Source organism: Serratia sp. 1D1416, assembly GCF_003641105.1.
GTDB classification, from domain to species: Bacteria; Pseudomonadota; Gammaproteobacteria; order Enterobacterales; family Enterobacteriaceae; genus Serratia; species Serratia ficaria.
Genome location: NZ_CP032738.1, coordinates 3085594 through 3100292 on the forward strand (window position 1 = coordinate 3085594; position 14699 = coordinate 3100292).

Below are 14699 nucleotides of genomic sequence, written 5' to 3' on the forward strand. Positions count from 1 at the left end.
AGCCCGCCGGCTGAATACCGGCGTATCGGCAAACGCGTATTATTTATAGATTACCGCGGTAGCGTGCATCAGGTTGTTGCCGCTGGTGGAGGTGATGGTGAAGGCTTTGGCGCCGGCCGCATCGGCCTTGGCGGACAGCTGCGCCTTGAGGCTGCTCAGGTCGGTAGCGCTGCTGGCGACGATTACGCCGGCTTTTTCAAACTGGCCGGCGTCTTGCGCGCTGAGGTACTCTGCGGCGAAAGAACAGAAAGAGAGGGCGGTCTTAGCGTGTCGGTCGGGTCAAATCAAAGCGGTGCTGCTCGGAGATGCCATAGTAGGCCGTAGGGCCGCCGGCGCGCAGAATGGGCTCGGCGGCGGCGGTCTGGTAGACGCCGTGCTCATCCAGCAGCGCGGGATCGATATGCACCGCCACCACTTCCCCCAACACCAGCCAGGTTTCTACCTGTTCGCCGGCGGCGGTTTGCAACTGAATGCACTGGGTCAGCCGGCATTCGAAATTCACCGGGCTTTCCGCGACGCGTTCGGCCTGCACCCGGCGGCCTGGCAGCGGCGTGAGGCCGGCGAAGGCGAACTCGTCTTCGCCGCGCGCCAACGCCGCCGAACTGTTGTTCATTGCTTCGGCCAGCGGGCGGGTCGCCAGGTTCCAGACGAACTCGCCGGTTTCGACGATATTCGCCACGCTGTCTTTCCAGCCGGTGCTGGCGAAGCCGATGATCGGCGGGCGGTAATTGAAGCAGTTAAAGAAGCTGTAAGGGGCCAGGTTGCGCCGGCCGTCGGCGCCGCGGGAAGAAATCCAACCGATGGGGCGCGGGCCGACGATAGCGTTCAGCGGATCGTGCGGCAGGCCATGACCTGCGGCGGGCTCATAGTAGTAACGGGATTCACTGCTCATAGACGACCTTGCGATAATCAACGAAGCTTCTATTTTGACGGGTTTCGCGCCGGCTGCAAGTTTGCGCCGCCGCCGCCGCGCCAATTAAGCGGGGGATGTGTTATCTTACGCGCCAGAAATACCTTCAAGAGAGCCCGTCACGGTGGAAAAAAAGAAAAGCTTCCCGCAGCAGAAAAGCGGCCTGCATCCGCGCAACCGTCATCGTTCACGCTACGATTTCCCGGCGCTGATCGCCAGCTGCCCGGCGCTTGAGCCGTTCGTGAAACCGAACGCCTGGGGCGATATCTCGGTCGACTTCGCCGACCCTGCGGCGGTGAAAATGCTCAACCGTGCGCTGCTGCAGCATTTCTATGGCATTGAGCATTGGGACATTCCGGCGGACTACCTGTGCCCGCCGATCCCGGGCCGCGCCGACTACCTGCACCATCTGGCGGATCTGCTGGCGACCGCCAACGGCGGCGAAATCCCGCGCGGCAAGGGCGTGGCGATCCTCGACGTCGGCGTCGGCGCCAACTGCATTTATCCGATCGTCGGCCTGCGCGAATACGGCTGGCGCTTTACCGGTTCCGAAATCGACCCGGTGTCGCTCAACTCGGCCAAAATGATCGTCGAGATGAACCCGACGCTGCGCAACAGCGTGCGTCTGCGCCTGCAGAAACAGCCGGAGTCGATCTTCACCGGCATCATCGGCGTGGCGGAGAAATTCGACGCCACGCTGTGCAATCCGCCGTTCCACGGCTCCGAACAGGAAGCGCGCGCCAGCACCCGCCGCAAGCTGCACAAGCTGGGCAAGGGGGAGGTGGCCGATAAGCCGGTGCAGAACTTCGGCGGCAAGAATAACGAACTGTGGTGCGAAGGCGGCGAAGAGGCCTTCGTGCGCAAGATGGTGGAAGAGAGCGTCGGCAAGGCGAAAAACTGCCTGTGGTTCACCTCGCTGATTTCCAAAAACACCACCCTGCCGGCGCTCAATCATGCGTTGAAGCTGGCGGGCGCGGCGGAAGTGCGCACCATCGAGATGGCGCAGGGGCAAAAGATCAGCCGCTTCATCGCCTGGACCTTCCACGACGCCGAACAGCAGGCCGCCTGGGCGGCCGAGCGCTGGCGTTAATCCCCCGCGGGGGAGGATTCTGGCTGGGGTTGCCCTGGCGCATACGACAGCTGCATCGCCTGCTGCGGCATGCTGATGCCGGCCTGGTCGAAGTGCATCTTCACCAGCCTGTCGAGGGCGTATTGCACCACCCACTGTTTCAGCGCCTGGGTTCGCACCGTAACGCGGGTGGTGAATGAGCGATCGCCCAATGCCACCACGCCGTTGAACGTCGGTTCGCCGATCAGGAAATGCTTCACTTGCTCATCCTGTTTCAGCGCCTCGACGGCCTGATGCAGCACTTCGTTGACCCGGTCGATATCTTCGTCGCGGCTGACGGTGTAGTTGGCGCGGTAAACGCCAAATTCGCGCGCGTAGTTCGCCAGCGTGGTGATCGAGGAAAAGGGCACGATGTGATAGACGCCGTAGTCGTCGCGCAGGCCGATCGAACGGATGGTCATGCGTTCGACGGTGCCGGTGATGCCGCCGACGGTCACGTACTCGCCGGTGTTCATGCCGTTTTCGAACTGAATGAACACCCCGGTGATCACGTCCTTCACCAGCGTTTGCGCGCCGAAGCTGATCGCCAGGCCGAGCGCGCCGGCGCCCGCCAGCAGCGGCGCAATGTTAATCCCCACCTGCGACAGCACGATCATGATGGTGATGGTGCTGATGACGATGGCCAGCACGTTGCGAAACAGCGTCAGCAGGGTGCGCTCGCGCGCGCTTGGGCGAATGCCGTTGCTGAGCTCCAGCGCCAGACGGTGTTCGATAATGCTGGCCAGCAGGGTCCAGCTGAACACCGCAATCAGCAGGATCAACAGGATATGCACCAGCCCGCCGATCGCCCTTTCCCCGCTCTCGCTGCTCGCCCATTGGTGCAGGTTGATCAGATGCCAGGCGTCGAACAGGAACAGCGTCACCGCCAGTACCACCATCACCCGCAGGATTTTCAGCCCGTTGGGTATGTAGGAGTTGATGCGCCGTTCCAGCAGCGGGTAGCGCAGGTTGACGTCGGTCGGCAGCGAGATGCGTCGGAAAATCCAGCGGGTCAGCATGCCGGAAAGCAGGGCGCCCACGCCGATCACCAGCAGGCTTTTCACCGTCGCGGTCATCATAAAGCGCAGGCTGTTGCCGATATCGAGCTGTGAAAGCGCAAACAGCACCAGGAAATAGGCGATGGCCAGCAGGTGCCAGATGTGCCCCAGGCCGCGCAGGATCACGCTGAAGAACGCCATCGAACGCGTGGCCAGCAGATTGATTTGCTGCTGTATCGGTTTGCGGTTATGCAGGATCAGCCAGATGGCGTACAGCGTCAGCGCCAGCATCACCGCCAGATTCACCGCCGCCGCCGCCGGGTAGCTGATTTGCACCGCCACTACCGGCACCAGCACCATCAGGCCGTAGCCGATCAGCCCGCTGAGCCAGGCCAGGCGCTTATTCCAGTAGTGCGCACCGGCGTCGCTGAAGGGAAAAGGCCGCAGATAATCGAAATTGGGCGCGAAGAGCAGCCGCAGCACCGCCTTGAAGAACTCAATCACCGCAAAGGCGCTGAGAAACAGCGTTTGCAGGCGCAGGATCGTCGCGTTGTCGGCATTGACGTGGCGGGCGAACAGGTGCCCCGCCGCCAATGCCAGCACCAACACCAGCAGATCGACGGCGAAGGCGCCGAGGATGGCGGCGGGGCGTTTATACCAGGGGCCGTTCTGCAGCCTGGCGTTGTGCCCCCAGCTGCCCATACGTTTGTACAGCGGGGCGATCAGGCGGCGGATCAGGTGGAACAGGGCGAAGGTGACCGCCACCGTCAGCAAGAAATAACCCAGAGCGCGGAAGAAGCGATCGGGCTGAAAGACGCGCTTGGGGCCGGAGTCGATCAGCTTTTGCCGCAGGTGAAGCTTTTGGTTAAGGCTGCCGATGCCTTCCTGCGCCAGGCCGTTCAGGCTATCGCTCAGCGTCGCCGGCGCTTGTTCGGCCTCGGGCCGAGCGGGCGGCGAGGCGTTGTCGGCGGGCGATTCGCCGGCGGATTGCTTCAGGTGCGCGATAAGTTCGGCGCGCGCCTGGTCATCCTGCAGGATGTCAGCCAGGGCGGCGTAGGAGGCCTTTTGCTGTTCTGTCCGATCGGCGGGGGCGGTTGGCGCGCTCTGCGCCGGCGGCGCGGCGCACATTGACAGCAGCAACAACAGCAGCAGGGGCAGCAGACGTTCTCGCAGATGAGAACTGAATCGGGAGCATGCGTTCGGCGGCATTTTTCCTCTCTTGGCGTTCCGTGATCGGCGAATTAAAACAAATGTGATAAAAAACAATGAGTATAGTAGGAAATGTAACGCGGCGGGGCGTGGTAACGCGTGCTAAAAGCCACGGCGGGCGCGCAGCGCGCCCGCCGTGGCGGGGAGGGGTCAGGAAACGTGCTGCAGGAACTCCTGCAGGCGCGGGCTCGGCGGATGATTGATCAGATCGTGCGGATTGCCGTCTTCGGCGATCCGTCCTTTGTCGATGAAGATCAGGCGCGACGCCACTTTTTCGGCAAAGCCGACTTCGTGGGTAACGATCACCATGGTCATGCCTTCCTCCGCCAGATCCTGCATCACCTTCAGCACTTCATGACGCAGTTCCGGATCGAGCGCGGAGGTCGGCTCATCGAACAGCATCATTTTCGGCTTCACCGCCAGGGCGCGGGCGATCGCCACCCGCTGTTGCTGGCCGCCGGACAGCTCGGACGGATAATGGTGCGCACGCTCGGCCAGGCCGACCTTGGCCAGCAGCTCACGCGCCAGCTTTTCCGCCTCCGACTTTTTCAAGCCGCGAACGCGAATCGGGCCGAAGGCGACGTTTTCCAGCGCCGTCAGGTGCGGGAACAGGTAGAACTGCTGGAATACCATGCCGGCTTCCTGACGGATCAGGCGATCGTCCACCTTGGGATCGTTGGCCTTCAGGCCGTCGACGATCAGATCGCCGCCGGTGATCTCTTCCAGTTTGTTGATGCAGCGCAGCAGGGTGGATTTGCCGGAGCCGGAAGGCCCGATAATCACCACCACTTCACCCTGGTCGATTTTCAGATCGATATTGTGCAGCACCTGGGTTTGGCCAAAGTGCTTGGAGACGTTTTTAAATTCAATCACAGGATTTTCATCCTTCTTTCCAGACGACGCAGCACGAAGCTCAGCACCAGCGTAATAATCAGATAAATAACCGCCACGGCGCTCCAGATTTCCAGCGCGCGGAAGTTACCGGCAATAATTTCCTGCCCCTGGCGGGTCAGTTCCGCCACGCCGATCACGATGAACAGCGAGGTGTCTTTAATGCTGATGATCCACTGGTTGCCCAACGGCGGCAGCATGCGGCGCAGCGCCAGCGGCATAATGACGTAGCGAATGGTTTCGCGCCGCGACAGGCCGAGCGCCAGGCCGGCTTCGCGGAAGCCGTTGTGGATCGACAGCACCGCACCGCGGGTGATCTCGGCGATGTAGGCGCCGGAGTTGATCATGATGGTGACCACCGCGGCGCTGAACGGGTCGATACGCAAGTCGGTAAAAGCCATCGGCAGGGCGAAGTAGATGAACATCACCTGCACCACGATCGGCGTGCCGCGGATCACTTCGATAAACACCAGGGCGATATGGTTGGCGATCCAACCGCCGTAGGTACGGGCAAAGCCGGCGACGAGGCCGATGATCAGGCCGCCAATCAGACCGAGGACCGAAATCCACAGGGTCATTTTGGCGCCTTCCAACAGAATGGGGATGGCGGGCCAGATGGCGCTCCAGTCGAACTGCATGATATTTCTCCCGGTGATCCCAAACGTGGGAATCGGATGCAACAAAGCGCAGGGGGTTAAGCTACCCCCCTGTGCTTAAGTCAATAGTTTGCCAACGACTGAATTACTTAGGCTCGGTACCGAACCATTTCTTGTAGATTTCGTTGTAGGTGCCGTTGTCGCGCAGGGTTTTCAGCGCGCCGTTCACTTTCTCGCGCAGCGCGTCGCTGCCTTTCGGGAAAGCGATGCCGTATTGCTGAGCCTCCAGCGAGTCGCCTACGGTTTTGAACTTGCCGGCGCCGGCGGTCTTGATGAAGTACAGGATGTTTGGCGTATCGTGCAGCACGGCGTCAGCGCGTTTGGTGCCCAACTCCATGTAGGCGTTGTCGATGTTCGGGAACTGACGCAGATCCTTGGTTTTAATGTGCTGTTTGGCGTAGTCCACCGAGCCGGTGCCGCTCTTCACCGCCACCACTTTGCCGTTCAGATCGTCGATGCTTTTCACGCTGTCGTCGTTGGCGTTAACCATCACCAGCAGGCCGCTTTTGTAATAGCCGTCGGAGAACTCGATGGCTTTTTTACGTTCGTCGGTGATGGTGATGCCGGCCAGCGCCAGGTCCACGTTCTTGGTCTGCAGGGCAGGAATGATGCCGCTGAAATCCATGGGCTTCAGGGTGTAATCCAGCTTCAGTTCCTTGGCGATGGCGGCCCACAGGTCGATATCGAAACCGACGTATTTATCGCCCTGCTTGAATTCGAAAGGAACGAAGGCGGTGTCGGTGGCGACCACCAGTTTGTCTGCTGCGTGGGAACTTACGGCAAAGGCCAGGGAAAGTGCGGCCAGGGAGACTTTAAAAATTGACTTCATGAGAGGAATTCCTGTACAGGTTGCGGATTACCCATTTTTTATATTGCAGTTGGTGCCATGAAAAAATCGTGCCATGTTTTCAACTACTATAAAAACAAAGAGTTGTAGCCGGATGTTGTGCCTGATAGGCGAATTATTATTTTTATGCACCAGTCCGAGGCGCCAAAATGGTGCATAGGATTTATCTTGGTGCACTGGGCTATCATTAACCAAATAATGGGTGTGAAACAACCGATAGTTAACGGTTTTGCTTCAATATTGATAACTAACTCTAACTTTCCTGACGCAATGATGTTGCATCTGGTGCAAGAGTGTTCGACGGGAGGGGGCGCCGCGCCAAAAATCTTAGCGCAGCTGGCTGTCTTTGCTGCCGCGGCGATTGTACAAACTGCCGGCGGAGTGTTTTTTATCCAGTGCGGTCTGGCAGGCCAGACAAAAACGCACGCCTTTCAGCGCCTGCCGGCGCGCCGGCGGGATTTCTTCGCCGCATTCCTGACAATAACGTTCGCTTTCGCCGCGGCCCAGCGCCTCGCGCGCGCGTTGCACCGCATCGTCTACGGTGGAATCGATTTGATCCTGTACGGCGCCGTCCGCCGCCCATCCGCTTGCCATAGTGACCTCCCTGCAAGGTTGCCTCTCTGCTTAATATGGGGCGTTTTTCATACAATGCAACCGCGATGCAAAAGAAAACAGGCCGGGGCAAAGCCCGCAGCCTGTCGAACGGCCCTTGAACCCGGGCTGCGTTGATGATGCGCCAAATGGCGTTATTCGATGTTGGACTCGATAAACCACAGGAACTTGTCCAGATCGCGCGACGCCGCGGTGAACATGTCGGCGGTGTCTTCATCTTCCACTTCGGTAATCGCCTTGCGGATGTCGTTCGCCACCGCACCATAGCGGTCGGCCAGCGCTTTCAGGTGTTCCTGTACGCTGTGAATATGGGTCGGGTAGCTTTTCAGCGGCGTTTTGTCATTAACCACCTGCACCGTGCCCAGGGCTACGCCACCCAGCTGCACCACGCGTTCGGCGAAGGTGTCCTGATGGTCGATGATGGCGGTGCGGAAGCCGTCCAGCATTTCATGAACCGCAATGAAGTTGGCGCCGCGCATGTTCCAGTGCGCCTGTTTGGTGATCAACGACAGGTCGATGAACTGCACCACCTGGTGGTTTAGGGCCTTGATGGCGGCCAGTTTGGTTTTTTCGTCGAGATCGTTGCGGGTGTACAGCAGGTCAGAAGATTTCGTTTTCACCAGTTTAGCGGTACTCATATCAGATATCCTCTTGATTAGTCGTTGTCCTATTTTGTTGCCGCAATAATTATAGCAGTCACGGTTATTTTTGCAGGACGAAAATGGCTATCGGATAAATAGGCCTGGCCGAACGAGATAATAGCCAATAAAACCTGCGTGTTATTATTTTTATTGGTAATTAAATGAATTTAAACGAAATGTTTTTTAATTTTCCTGTGGGTGGTTTTAAGGGGAATAGAGGGTTTCATTTGTGATGCGGTATTTTCTTCCCGATCTTTCATATGGGTAAATAATAGGATGCCAGCCTGTTGCCAGTCTGTTAATTGGGCGGAGATTCATATTGATAGCGCGCAACCTGGCGGCTAAAATGATCCGTTTGGCCCTCAGATCCCCCATAATTCTATGAAAATTAACGTGGTCGGAACCAGCGGCAGCGGCAAAAGCACCCTGGCCCGCAAGCTGGCGGAAAAGCTTGCCGTTCCTTATATCGAGATGGACAGGCTGTATTGGCGGCCTGACTGGCAGGGCACGCCCGATATCGAGTTTTTCCCGCGGGTTGAGCAGGCGCTGGCCGAAGCGGGAAGCGGTTGGGTGCTTGACGGCAACTATACGCGCACCCAGGCAATCACATGGCGTGAGGTCGACTGGGTGGTGTGGGTCGACTACGGCTTTTGCCGCACGCTGTATCAGGCGGTGCGCCGGGCGATTCGCCGTGCGGCCACGCGCGCCGAACTGTGGCCGGGTACCGGCAACCGGGAGAGCTTCCGCCGCTCTTTCTTTAGCCGCGACTCGATTATTCTGTGGACCTTCAGGACCTACCGCGAGAATCGGGTGAAATATCTGGCGGAGATGCGGCGCGCCGAGGGTAAGGTGCGCTTTATACGCCTGCGCTCGCCCCGGCACGCCGCGGCCTTTTTACAGAGCCTGCAGGTCAAACGGCCAGGATAAAGCGCGGCATATTCTCGATGGCCGCTCAGGAGAGTTTTTCGATTTGCGGCTTGGGCCTGATGGTTAAGGTCGACCCCATGGAGGCGGCGATGATTGCCGCCAGCGCCAGCCATTGTACGCCGGTCAGGTGTTCGTTGAGGAACAACATGCCGGAAAACGCCGCCATCGCCGGTTCCAGGCTCATCAGCGTGCCAAAGGTGCGCGCCGGAATTTTCGGCAACGCGATGATTTCCAGCGAATAGGGCAGCGCGGTGGACAGAATGGCCACCGCCAGCGCCACGGGCAGGATATCAACGTTCAGCAGTGCGCTGCCGGTTTGCCAGGCGCCGATCGGGCAAAATACCAGGGCGGCGATCAGAGAGCCGACGGCGACGGTACCCGGCCCGTGGTCGCCGCCGGCCTTCTGACCAAAGATAATGTAGACGGCCCAGCAGGCGCCGGCGCCGAGCGCGCAGGCGGCGCCGAAGGGATCGATGCTGGCGACGCCATGCCCCAGCGGCAGCAGGAACCACAGGCCGACGATCGCCAGCGCCACCCAGAGAAAATCGATCGGCCGGCGCGAGGAAAACATGGCGACCGCCAGCGGGCCGGTGAACTCCAGCGCCACGGCAATGCCGAGCGGCACGGTGCGCAACGACAGATAGAACAGGTAGTTCATCGACCCCAGCGCCAGGCCGTAAATCAGCAGCGGCAGGCGGCTGCCTGCGGCGAAGCGCATCCGCCATGGCCGAAAGATAACGAACAGGATCAGCGTGCCGATACCCAGGCGCAGCGTGGTGATGCCTTCGGCGCCAACCAGCGGGAACAGGCTTTTGGCCAGCGACGCGCCGCCCTGAATAGACACCATGGCGATGATTAACAAGCAGATGGGCAGCAGCGTGGACGACGCCTTGCCGGTTGCAGATGAAGACATCCTTATAGGCCTTTTATGTGCCTCCCCCAGCCTTGGGAAGACGCGTGAGATACGGAGGCGAGCAGTGTAAATGAAATGGGGTAAATCTGTCTGAGAAAAGGCGTGCGGGGCGGTGAAATACGCCGTGGTTTGACCTGTTGCCAGTGGCTTTGTTCAAAAAGCGCGCATTTTTTTAAGAATTGTCTGGATATTAAATTGGTGATTTTTGTCACAGAAAGACGTAGAATACGGCCGAAAATAGAGCGAAAATAAGCAGATACGCTGTTCTTGAAATCTTCTGTTACACGATATAAAGCATTAGACACTCAATTCAAGGCAGAGTTTCACGCTATTTTTTGTTATATTTTCAAAGCATGAACAAATGGATGTACTTAATAATAAAACGCGTTTGAGGTGGTTATGAAAAAAATTGCATGTCTTTCCGCAGTAGCAGCTTGCGTATTAGCAGTTAGCGCAGGTACCGCATTCGCTGGTCAGAGCACCGTATCCGCTGGCTATGCGCAGGGTGATCTCCAAGGCGTTGCTAACAAAGCCGACGGTTTCAACCTGAAGTACCGTTACGAGTTCGACAACAGCCCACTGGGCGTGATCGGTTCCTTCACCCACGTGGAAAAGGATCGTTCTCAGAACGGTTACTACCAGAAGTCCCAGTATAACTCCATCACCGCAGGTCCAGCTTACCGTTTCAATGACTGGGCGAGCATCTACGGTGTAGTTGGTGTTGGCTACGGCAAAAACATCGACAACGCTCAAAGCGGCAACGACCGTAACGGCAACAGCGACTACGGCTTCACCTACGGTGCTGGCCTGCAGTTCAACCCAATCCAGGACGTTGCTCTGGATGTTGGTTACGAGCAGAGCCGTATCCGCAGCGTTGACGTTGGCATCTGGAGCGTTGGCGTAGGCTACCGTTTCTAAGATTTCCCCACGCCTGAGGGCGTGAGCGTGCGGCACTTTAGGCCGCGCCAGATAAAAATCCGCCTTCGGGCGGATTTTTTTTTGCCTGCCGCCCGGGCCGGCGACTATTTGCCCAGCTTCTGCGCCGGCTGCGGCGAAAACCGGGCGCTGCGAGCGTCGCGTTCGTAGCCCTGGGGCTGGGTGAGGATGGCGTACAACTCCGGGCGGCGGCCAAGGATCCAGCGGCGGCCGGTGCTGAGCGGGATCAACGACAGATCGAGATCGGCGATCACCATGCGGTCCGCCGCCGCCCAGGTTTCCGCCAGAATGCGGCCGTAGGGATCGAGGATCATGGCGTTGCCGGTGCGCACTTCGTCGTCATCGCGCCCCACGCCGTTGCTGAACAGCACGAACAACCCGTTGTCGTGCGCGCGCGCCGGCAGCCAGCGCATCAGCCAGCCGCGGCCGTGCTCGCCGCGAAACGCCGTCTCTATCGCCTGCGGGTTTTCCGCACGTTGCTGCCACAGCGCCAGCGGGATGGGCTTCATGCCGTGCGGGCTGCGCGAATGGGTGCCGCCGGTCTGGTGCGGCGCCAGCAACACTTCAGCGCCCAGCAGCGCCGTGGCGCGCACGTTTTCCACCAGATTGTTGTCCCAGCAGATCAGCACCCCGACCCGCACGCCCCACGGCGTATCGAATACCGTAAAGCCCTCGCCGCTGGCGATCGCCGGGTGTTCGAAGGCATGCAGCTTGCGGTGCAGGTGCAGCTGGCCGTCGGGCAGGCAGACGGCGTAGGCGTTGTAACAGTTGCCGTCATCGCCCAGTTCGATCAGGCCCACGCCGATCGCCATATTGTAGCGTTCAGCCAGCGGCCGAATGCGCGCCAGGGAAGGGCTGGCGGCGATGGGCTCCGCCAGCGCGCGCACTTCGGCCTCGGCGAGATGGCGCACGTGCCAGTAACCGGTGATGCACATTTCCGGAAAGGCCAGCAGTTGGATCCGTTCGGCGGCGGCCTGGGCGATAAAGCCCTCCATCACCTTCAGGTTGTAGTTCTTGTCGTTGGCGCGGTGCTGGAATTGCACCGTCGCGGCGCGCAGGGTGGCGGTCATTGGCGTTACCTTCGATTGGGGTCCTGCGTTGATTACAGCAGGCCGATTGATTACTGTATAATCAATTAAATTCCTCTTTTGATAACCTGATGGAATGGATATTCGACAACTGCGCGCCCTGGTGGCGCTGGCCGAACAGGGCAACTATCGACAGGCGGCGAACCGGCTGTGCATCACCCAGCCGGCGTTGAGCAAGCAAATCCAGGCGCTGGAAACCCAGCTTGGCGCCCGGTTGTTTGAGCGCGGGCGGCAGGGCGCGCAGCTCACCGCCAGCGGGCAGCGGCTGTACCCCGAGGCGCGCGCGCTGGTGGAACAGCATGTGCAGTTTCAGCAGCGTGCGCGGCGGGTGGTGCAGGGAGAGGCGGGGCGGCTGGCGCTGGGGTTTGGCCTGTCCAGCTTCGATCTGGCGCCCAGGCTGGTGGCCGCCTTTCGCCGGCGTTTTCCGGAGGTGGCGGTCGGGCTGGAGGATCTGCCTTCGGAACGGCAATATCAGATGCTGCTGCAGGGCGAATTGCAGGTGGGGTTCGTGCGCCTGCCGGTCAACGGGCCGTTGCGCGGCGTCGCCTTGCTGAGCGACAGGCTGGTGTTGGCCGCGCCGGCGGCGCTCGGGCTGCGGGCCAATGCGGTGATGGCGCAGTTTAACCAACTGCCGCTGTTGCAGCTGACCCCGAAGCGCGGGCGCGGATTGAGCGACCAGTCGTTGCGGTTTATCGCCGCCCATCGGCTGGCGCCGAACGTGGTGCAGCAGGCCGGGGATATTCAAACGTTGCTGGCGCTGGTCGCCGCCGGCATCGGCGTGGCTCTGTTGCCGCACAGCGTGACGCATATCGTCCCGGCGGGCATCGACATGCTGCCGTTGAGCGGCGAGGAGACGGAGTGGCAGGTCGGCATCGCCTGGGACCCGCAGCGGCCTGACGCGCTGCGGGATAATTTTGTTCAGGCGGCGCTGGCCGCCCGACAAGGCTAACCGCGATTATAGCGGGCAGCGCATCACCGTTATCGGGTTGTGATGATATTCGCTGCGGTGGCTTTCGGTGAAGCCGACCTTGCGCGCCAACGCCAGCGAAGCCCGGTTTTCCGGAGAAATAATGCACACCGCGTCGTCGCCGGGTAAATAGGTTTTCCCCCAGGTCAGGGCCGCGCGCAGGGCTTCGGTGGCGTAGCCTTTTCCCTGGGCTGTGCCGATCAGCGTCCAGCCCATTTCCGGCGCATCGAGCGCCGGGTCGATATCGCGCTGAAAGTTGGAAAAACCGATGCTGCCGAGGTATGCGCCGCTGCTGCGTTCGCGCACCGCCCAATAGCCGTAGCCCAGCAGCGCCCAGTGCCCGACGTAGCGCATCAGGCGGCCCCAGGAGTCTTCGCGGTCGCGCGGCGTGCCGCCGATATAGCGCACGACCTCAGGATCGGCCCATAGGGCGGCCAGGGCATCAAAGTCGTCGAGCGTATGCGCGTCCAGCCGTAAACGCTCGGTAAGCAGCGTCGGCGCGGCGGTGATAGGGATCATTATTCTGCTCCTGCACAAAGTGAAAGGCGGTGACCAACGCCGCCAGTATGCCAGAGAAGTTACACCATCAGCCACAGCAGCCAGGTGAACAGGAAGCCGCTCAGGCCGAGCAGGGTGGTCAGCACCGTCCAGGTCTTCAGGCCGTCGGCGACCGACAGTCCAAGGTAGCGGGTGACTATCCAAAAACCGGAGTCGTTGACGTGCGACAGCCCCAGCCCGCCGAAGCAGGTGGCCAGGGTGACCAGCACCAGCTGCAGGTGATTCAGGCCGCTGACCGCTTCCGAAAGCAGGCCGCCGGTGGTCAGGATCGCCACCGTGGCCGAACCCTGCGAGGCGCGCAGCGCCAGCGAGATGATAAAGGCGGCGGGGACCAGCGGCAGGCCGATGGTGGTCAGCACCTCCGCCAGCGCCTTGCCGACGCCGGATTCCACCAGCACTTTACCGAATACGCCGCCGGCGCCGGTGACCAGGATCACCACCGCGGCGGTCGGCAGCGCGGCGCCCATCACGTCCCCGGCGTGCTGCAGGCTCCAGCCGCGGCGTAGCGCCAGAAAATAGAACGCCAGCATCAGGGCTATCATGAGCGCCACCGCCGGAGACCCCAGCAACGTCAGCGCGTCGCGCAGCGCCGAGCCCGGTTGCAGCAGGGTGGCGGAAACCGTGCCCAGCATGATGATGGCGATCGGGATGACGATCAGCGCGGCCACCAGCCCGGCGCCCGGCGGATTGATGCGATCGCTGAGCGGCGCCCGCCCCTCCGCGGCCGGTTCCGGCGCCGCCAGCTGCAGCTGTTCCAGCACCTCTATCGACAGCGGATAGGCTTTGCGATTGAGGTATTTCGCCGCGAAGTAGCCAATCACCCCGACCGGGATGCAGATGCCGAGGCCGATAATGGTCAGCCAGCCGATATCGGCGTTCAGCAGGCCGGCGGCGGCCACCGGGCCCGGGTGCGGCGGCAGCGCGACGTGCACCGTCAACATGACGCCGGCCATCGGCAGGCCGAACTTCAGCGGCGATACTTTGGCCACCTTGGCGAAACCGTAGATGATCGGCGCCAGAATGATAAAGCCGACGTCGAAGAACACCGGGATGCCGAGGATGAAGGCGGCGAGAGTCAGCGCGGCGATGGTGCGTTTCGGGCCCAGCGCCTGGCTGAAACGCTGCGCCAGCGATTCTGCGCCGCCGGAATGTTCGATCATTCTGCCGAGCATGGCGCCGAGGCCGATAATGATGGTCACCGAGCCGAGCACGCCGCCCATGCCTGCGGTCATCACTTTCATCACTTCACCGGTCGGAATGCCGCTGGCCAAAGCGACCAGCAGGCTGACCACCAGCAGGGCGACAAATGGCTGAATTTTCGCCTTAATCACCATCAGCAACAGCAGCACCACACCTAATACGGCAATCATCAACAGCATAGAGGTAGACATGGGATAGCCCTTTATCGGGTAAGCGTCAGGCACCGCGATCGCCGGTC

The 14699-nt window shown here is 60.6% G+C and carries 15 protein-coding genes and 1 pseudogene; 4 read left to right on the forward strand and 12 right to left on the reverse strand.

Annotated elements, in window-relative coordinates; genetic code table 11:
- Positions 1-39: 39 nt before the first annotated feature.
- Together D7I37_RS15000 and D7I37_RS15005 are read right to left on the reverse strand one after the other, a co-directional pair.
- A pseudogene (locus D7I37_RS15000) lies at positions 40-267 on the reverse strand (YdgH/BhsA/McbA-like domain containing protein); the annotation flags it as partial.
- Positions 263-892: a flavin reductase family protein gene (locus tag D7I37_RS15005; protein ID WP_095096464.1), complete on the reverse strand. Its 630-nt coding sequence runs from the start codon at positions 890-892 to the stop codon at positions 263-265. The gene D7I37_RS15005 and the pseudogene D7I37_RS15000, both read right to left, overlap by 5 nt.
- Before the next feature lie 142 nt (positions 893-1034).
- Here D7I37_RS15005 and rlmF point away from each other — a divergent pair, with 142 nt between their 5' ends.
- Positions 1035-2000, forward strand: coding sequence for a 23S rRNA (adenine(1618)-N(6))-methyltransferase RlmF (gene rlmF, locus D7I37_RS15010; protein WP_167387240.1), 966 nt, complete (start codon positions 1035-1037; stop codon positions 1998-2000).
- On the opposite strand, the gene ybiO is transcribed toward rlmF, so the two are convergent.
- The 6 genes from ybiO to dps all read right to left on the reverse strand — a co-directional run bounded on the left by ybiO (position 1997) and on the right by dps (position 7869).
- Complete coding sequence (gene ybiO, locus D7I37_RS15015) at positions 1997-4225, reverse strand: mechanosensitive channel protein (RefSeq protein WP_129543936.1); 2229 nt, start codon at positions 4223-4225, stop codon at positions 1997-1999. The genes rlmF and ybiO overlap by 4 nt on opposite strands.
- Before the next feature lie 150 nt (positions 4226-4375).
- A complete protein-coding gene (glnQ, locus tag D7I37_RS15020; RefSeq protein ID WP_061797612.1) occupies positions 4376-5098 on the reverse strand; it encodes a glutamine ABC transporter ATP-binding protein GlnQ in 723 nt (240 codons plus the stop codon).
- Positions 5095-5754, reverse strand: coding sequence for a glutamine ABC transporter permease GlnP (glnP, locus tag D7I37_RS15025; RefSeq protein WP_061797610.1), 660 nt, complete (start codon positions 5752-5754; stop codon positions 5095-5097). The genes glnQ and glnP overlap by 4 nt, the downstream gene beginning before the upstream one ends.
- 103 nt (positions 5755-5857) lie before the next feature.
- Positions 5858-6601, reverse strand: a complete 744-nt coding sequence (gene glnH, locus D7I37_RS15030; protein ID WP_061797609.1) for a glutamine ABC transporter substrate-binding protein GlnH — start codon at positions 6599-6601, stop codon at positions 5858-5860.
- Between the two features lie 345 nt (positions 6602-6946).
- The gene (locus tag D7I37_RS15040; RefSeq protein WP_061797608.1) at positions 6947-7213 is read right to left on the reverse strand and encodes a DksA/TraR family C4-type zinc finger protein; all 267 of its coding nucleotides are present in this window, start codon (positions 7211-7213) and stop codon (positions 6947-6949) included.
- 152 nt (positions 7214-7365) lie between these two features.
- On the reverse strand, positions 7366-7869 hold the full coding sequence (gene dps / locus D7I37_RS15045) for a DNA starvation/stationary phase protection protein Dps (RefSeq protein ID WP_061797607.1): 504 nt from the start codon (positions 7867-7869) through the stop codon (positions 7366-7368).
- 384 nt (positions 7870-8253) lie between these two features.
- On the opposite strand from dps, the gene D7I37_RS15050 reads away from it, so the two are divergent.
- The gene (locus D7I37_RS15050) at positions 8254-8799 is read left to right on the forward strand and encodes a shikimate kinase (RefSeq protein WP_095096478.1); all 546 of its coding nucleotides are present in this window, start codon (positions 8254-8256) and stop codon (positions 8797-8799) included.
- A gap of 25 nt (positions 8800-8824) precedes the next feature.
- On the opposite strand, the gene rhtA is transcribed toward D7I37_RS15050, so the two are convergent.
- Positions 8825-9712: a threonine/homoserine exporter RhtA gene (gene rhtA, locus D7I37_RS15055; protein WP_061797605.1), complete on the reverse strand. Its 888-nt coding sequence runs from the start codon at positions 9710-9712 to the stop codon at positions 8825-8827.
- Between the two features lie 399 nt (positions 9713-10111).
- On the opposite strand from rhtA, the gene ompX reads away from it, so the two are divergent.
- Positions 10112-10630 (forward strand): outer membrane protein OmpX, encoded by a 519-nt coding sequence (ompX, locus tag D7I37_RS15060; RefSeq protein WP_061797603.1) that lies wholly within the window; start codon positions 10112-10114, stop codon positions 10628-10630.
- A gap of 104 nt (positions 10631-10734) precedes the next feature.
- Here the strand turns inward: ompX and D7I37_RS15065 are convergent, their stop codons facing one another.
- On the reverse strand, positions 10735-11718 hold the full coding sequence (locus D7I37_RS15065; protein WP_061797602.1) for a nitrilase family protein: 984 nt from the start codon (positions 11716-11718) through the stop codon (positions 10735-10737).
- Between the two features lie 94 nt (positions 11719-11812).
- Between D7I37_RS15065 and D7I37_RS15070 the strand changes: the two genes are divergently transcribed.
- Complete coding sequence (locus D7I37_RS15070; protein WP_061797601.1) at positions 11813-12685, forward strand: LysR family transcriptional regulator; 873 nt, start codon at positions 11813-11815, stop codon at positions 12683-12685.
- A gap of 6 nt (positions 12686-12691) precedes the next feature.
- Here D7I37_RS15070 and D7I37_RS15075 read toward each other — a convergent pair whose 3' ends face one another.
- Both D7I37_RS15075 and D7I37_RS15080 read right to left on the reverse strand, forming a co-directional pair.
- A complete protein-coding gene (locus D7I37_RS15075; RefSeq protein ID WP_061797600.1) occupies positions 12692-13222 on the reverse strand; it encodes a GNAT family N-acetyltransferase in 531 nt (176 codons plus the stop codon).
- Between the two features lie 59 nt (positions 13223-13281).
- The gene (locus D7I37_RS15080; RefSeq protein ID WP_061797599.1) at positions 13282-14652 is read right to left on the reverse strand and encodes a GntP family transporter; all 1371 of its coding nucleotides are present in this window, start codon (positions 14650-14652) and stop codon (positions 13282-13284) included.
- Between the last annotated feature and the right edge of the window lie 47 nt (positions 14653-14699).

Bases quoted from the DNA above. Each gene is read 5' to 3' on its own strand.
- D7I37_RS15005 (WP_095096464.1), bottom strand. From the start codon at position 892: ATGAGCAGTGAATCCCGTTACTACTATGAGCCCGCCGCAGGTCATGGC.
- ybiO (WP_129543936.1), bottom strand. From the start codon at position 4,225: ATGCCGCCGAACGCATGCTCCCGATTCAGTTCTCATCTGCGAGAACGT.
- glnP (WP_061797610.1), bottom strand. From the start codon at position 5,754: ATGCAGTTCGACTGGAGCGCCATCTGGCCCGCCATCCCCATTCTGTTG.
- glnH (WP_061797609.1), bottom strand. From the start codon at position 6,601: ATGAAGTCAATTTTTAAAGTCTCCCTGGCCGCACTTTCCCTGGCCTTT.
- D7I37_RS15040 (WP_061797608.1), bottom strand. From the start codon at position 7,213: ATGGCAAGCGGATGGGCGGCGGACGGCGCCGTACAGGATCAAATCGAT.
- dps (WP_061797607.1), bottom strand. From the start codon at position 7,869: ATGAGTACCGCTAAACTGGTGAAAACGAAATCTTCTGACCTGCTGTAC.
- D7I37_RS15050 (WP_095096478.1), top strand. From the start codon at position 8,254: ATGAAAATTAACGTGGTCGGAACCAGCGGCAGCGGCAAAAGCACCCTG.
- rhtA (WP_061797605.1), bottom strand. From the start codon at position 9,712: ATGTCTTCATCTGCAACCGGCAAGGCGTCGTCCACGCTGCTGCCCATC.
- ompX (WP_061797603.1), top strand. From the start codon at position 10,112: ATGAAAAAAATTGCATGTCTTTCCGCAGTAGCAGCTTGCGTATTAGCA.
- D7I37_RS15065 (WP_061797602.1), bottom strand. From the start codon at position 11,718: ATGACCGCCACCCTGCGCGCCGCGACGGTGCAATTCCAGCACCGCGCC.
- D7I37_RS15070 (WP_061797601.1), top strand. From the start codon at position 11,813: ATGGATATTCGACAACTGCGCGCCCTGGTGGCGCTGGCCGAACAGGGC.
- D7I37_RS15075 (WP_061797600.1), bottom strand. From the start codon at position 13,222: ATGATCCCTATCACCGCCGCGCCGACGCTGCTTACCGAGCGTTTACGG.
- D7I37_RS15080 (WP_061797599.1), bottom strand. From the start codon at position 14,652: ATGTCTACCTCTATGCTGTTGATGATTGCCGTATTAGGTGTGGTGCTG.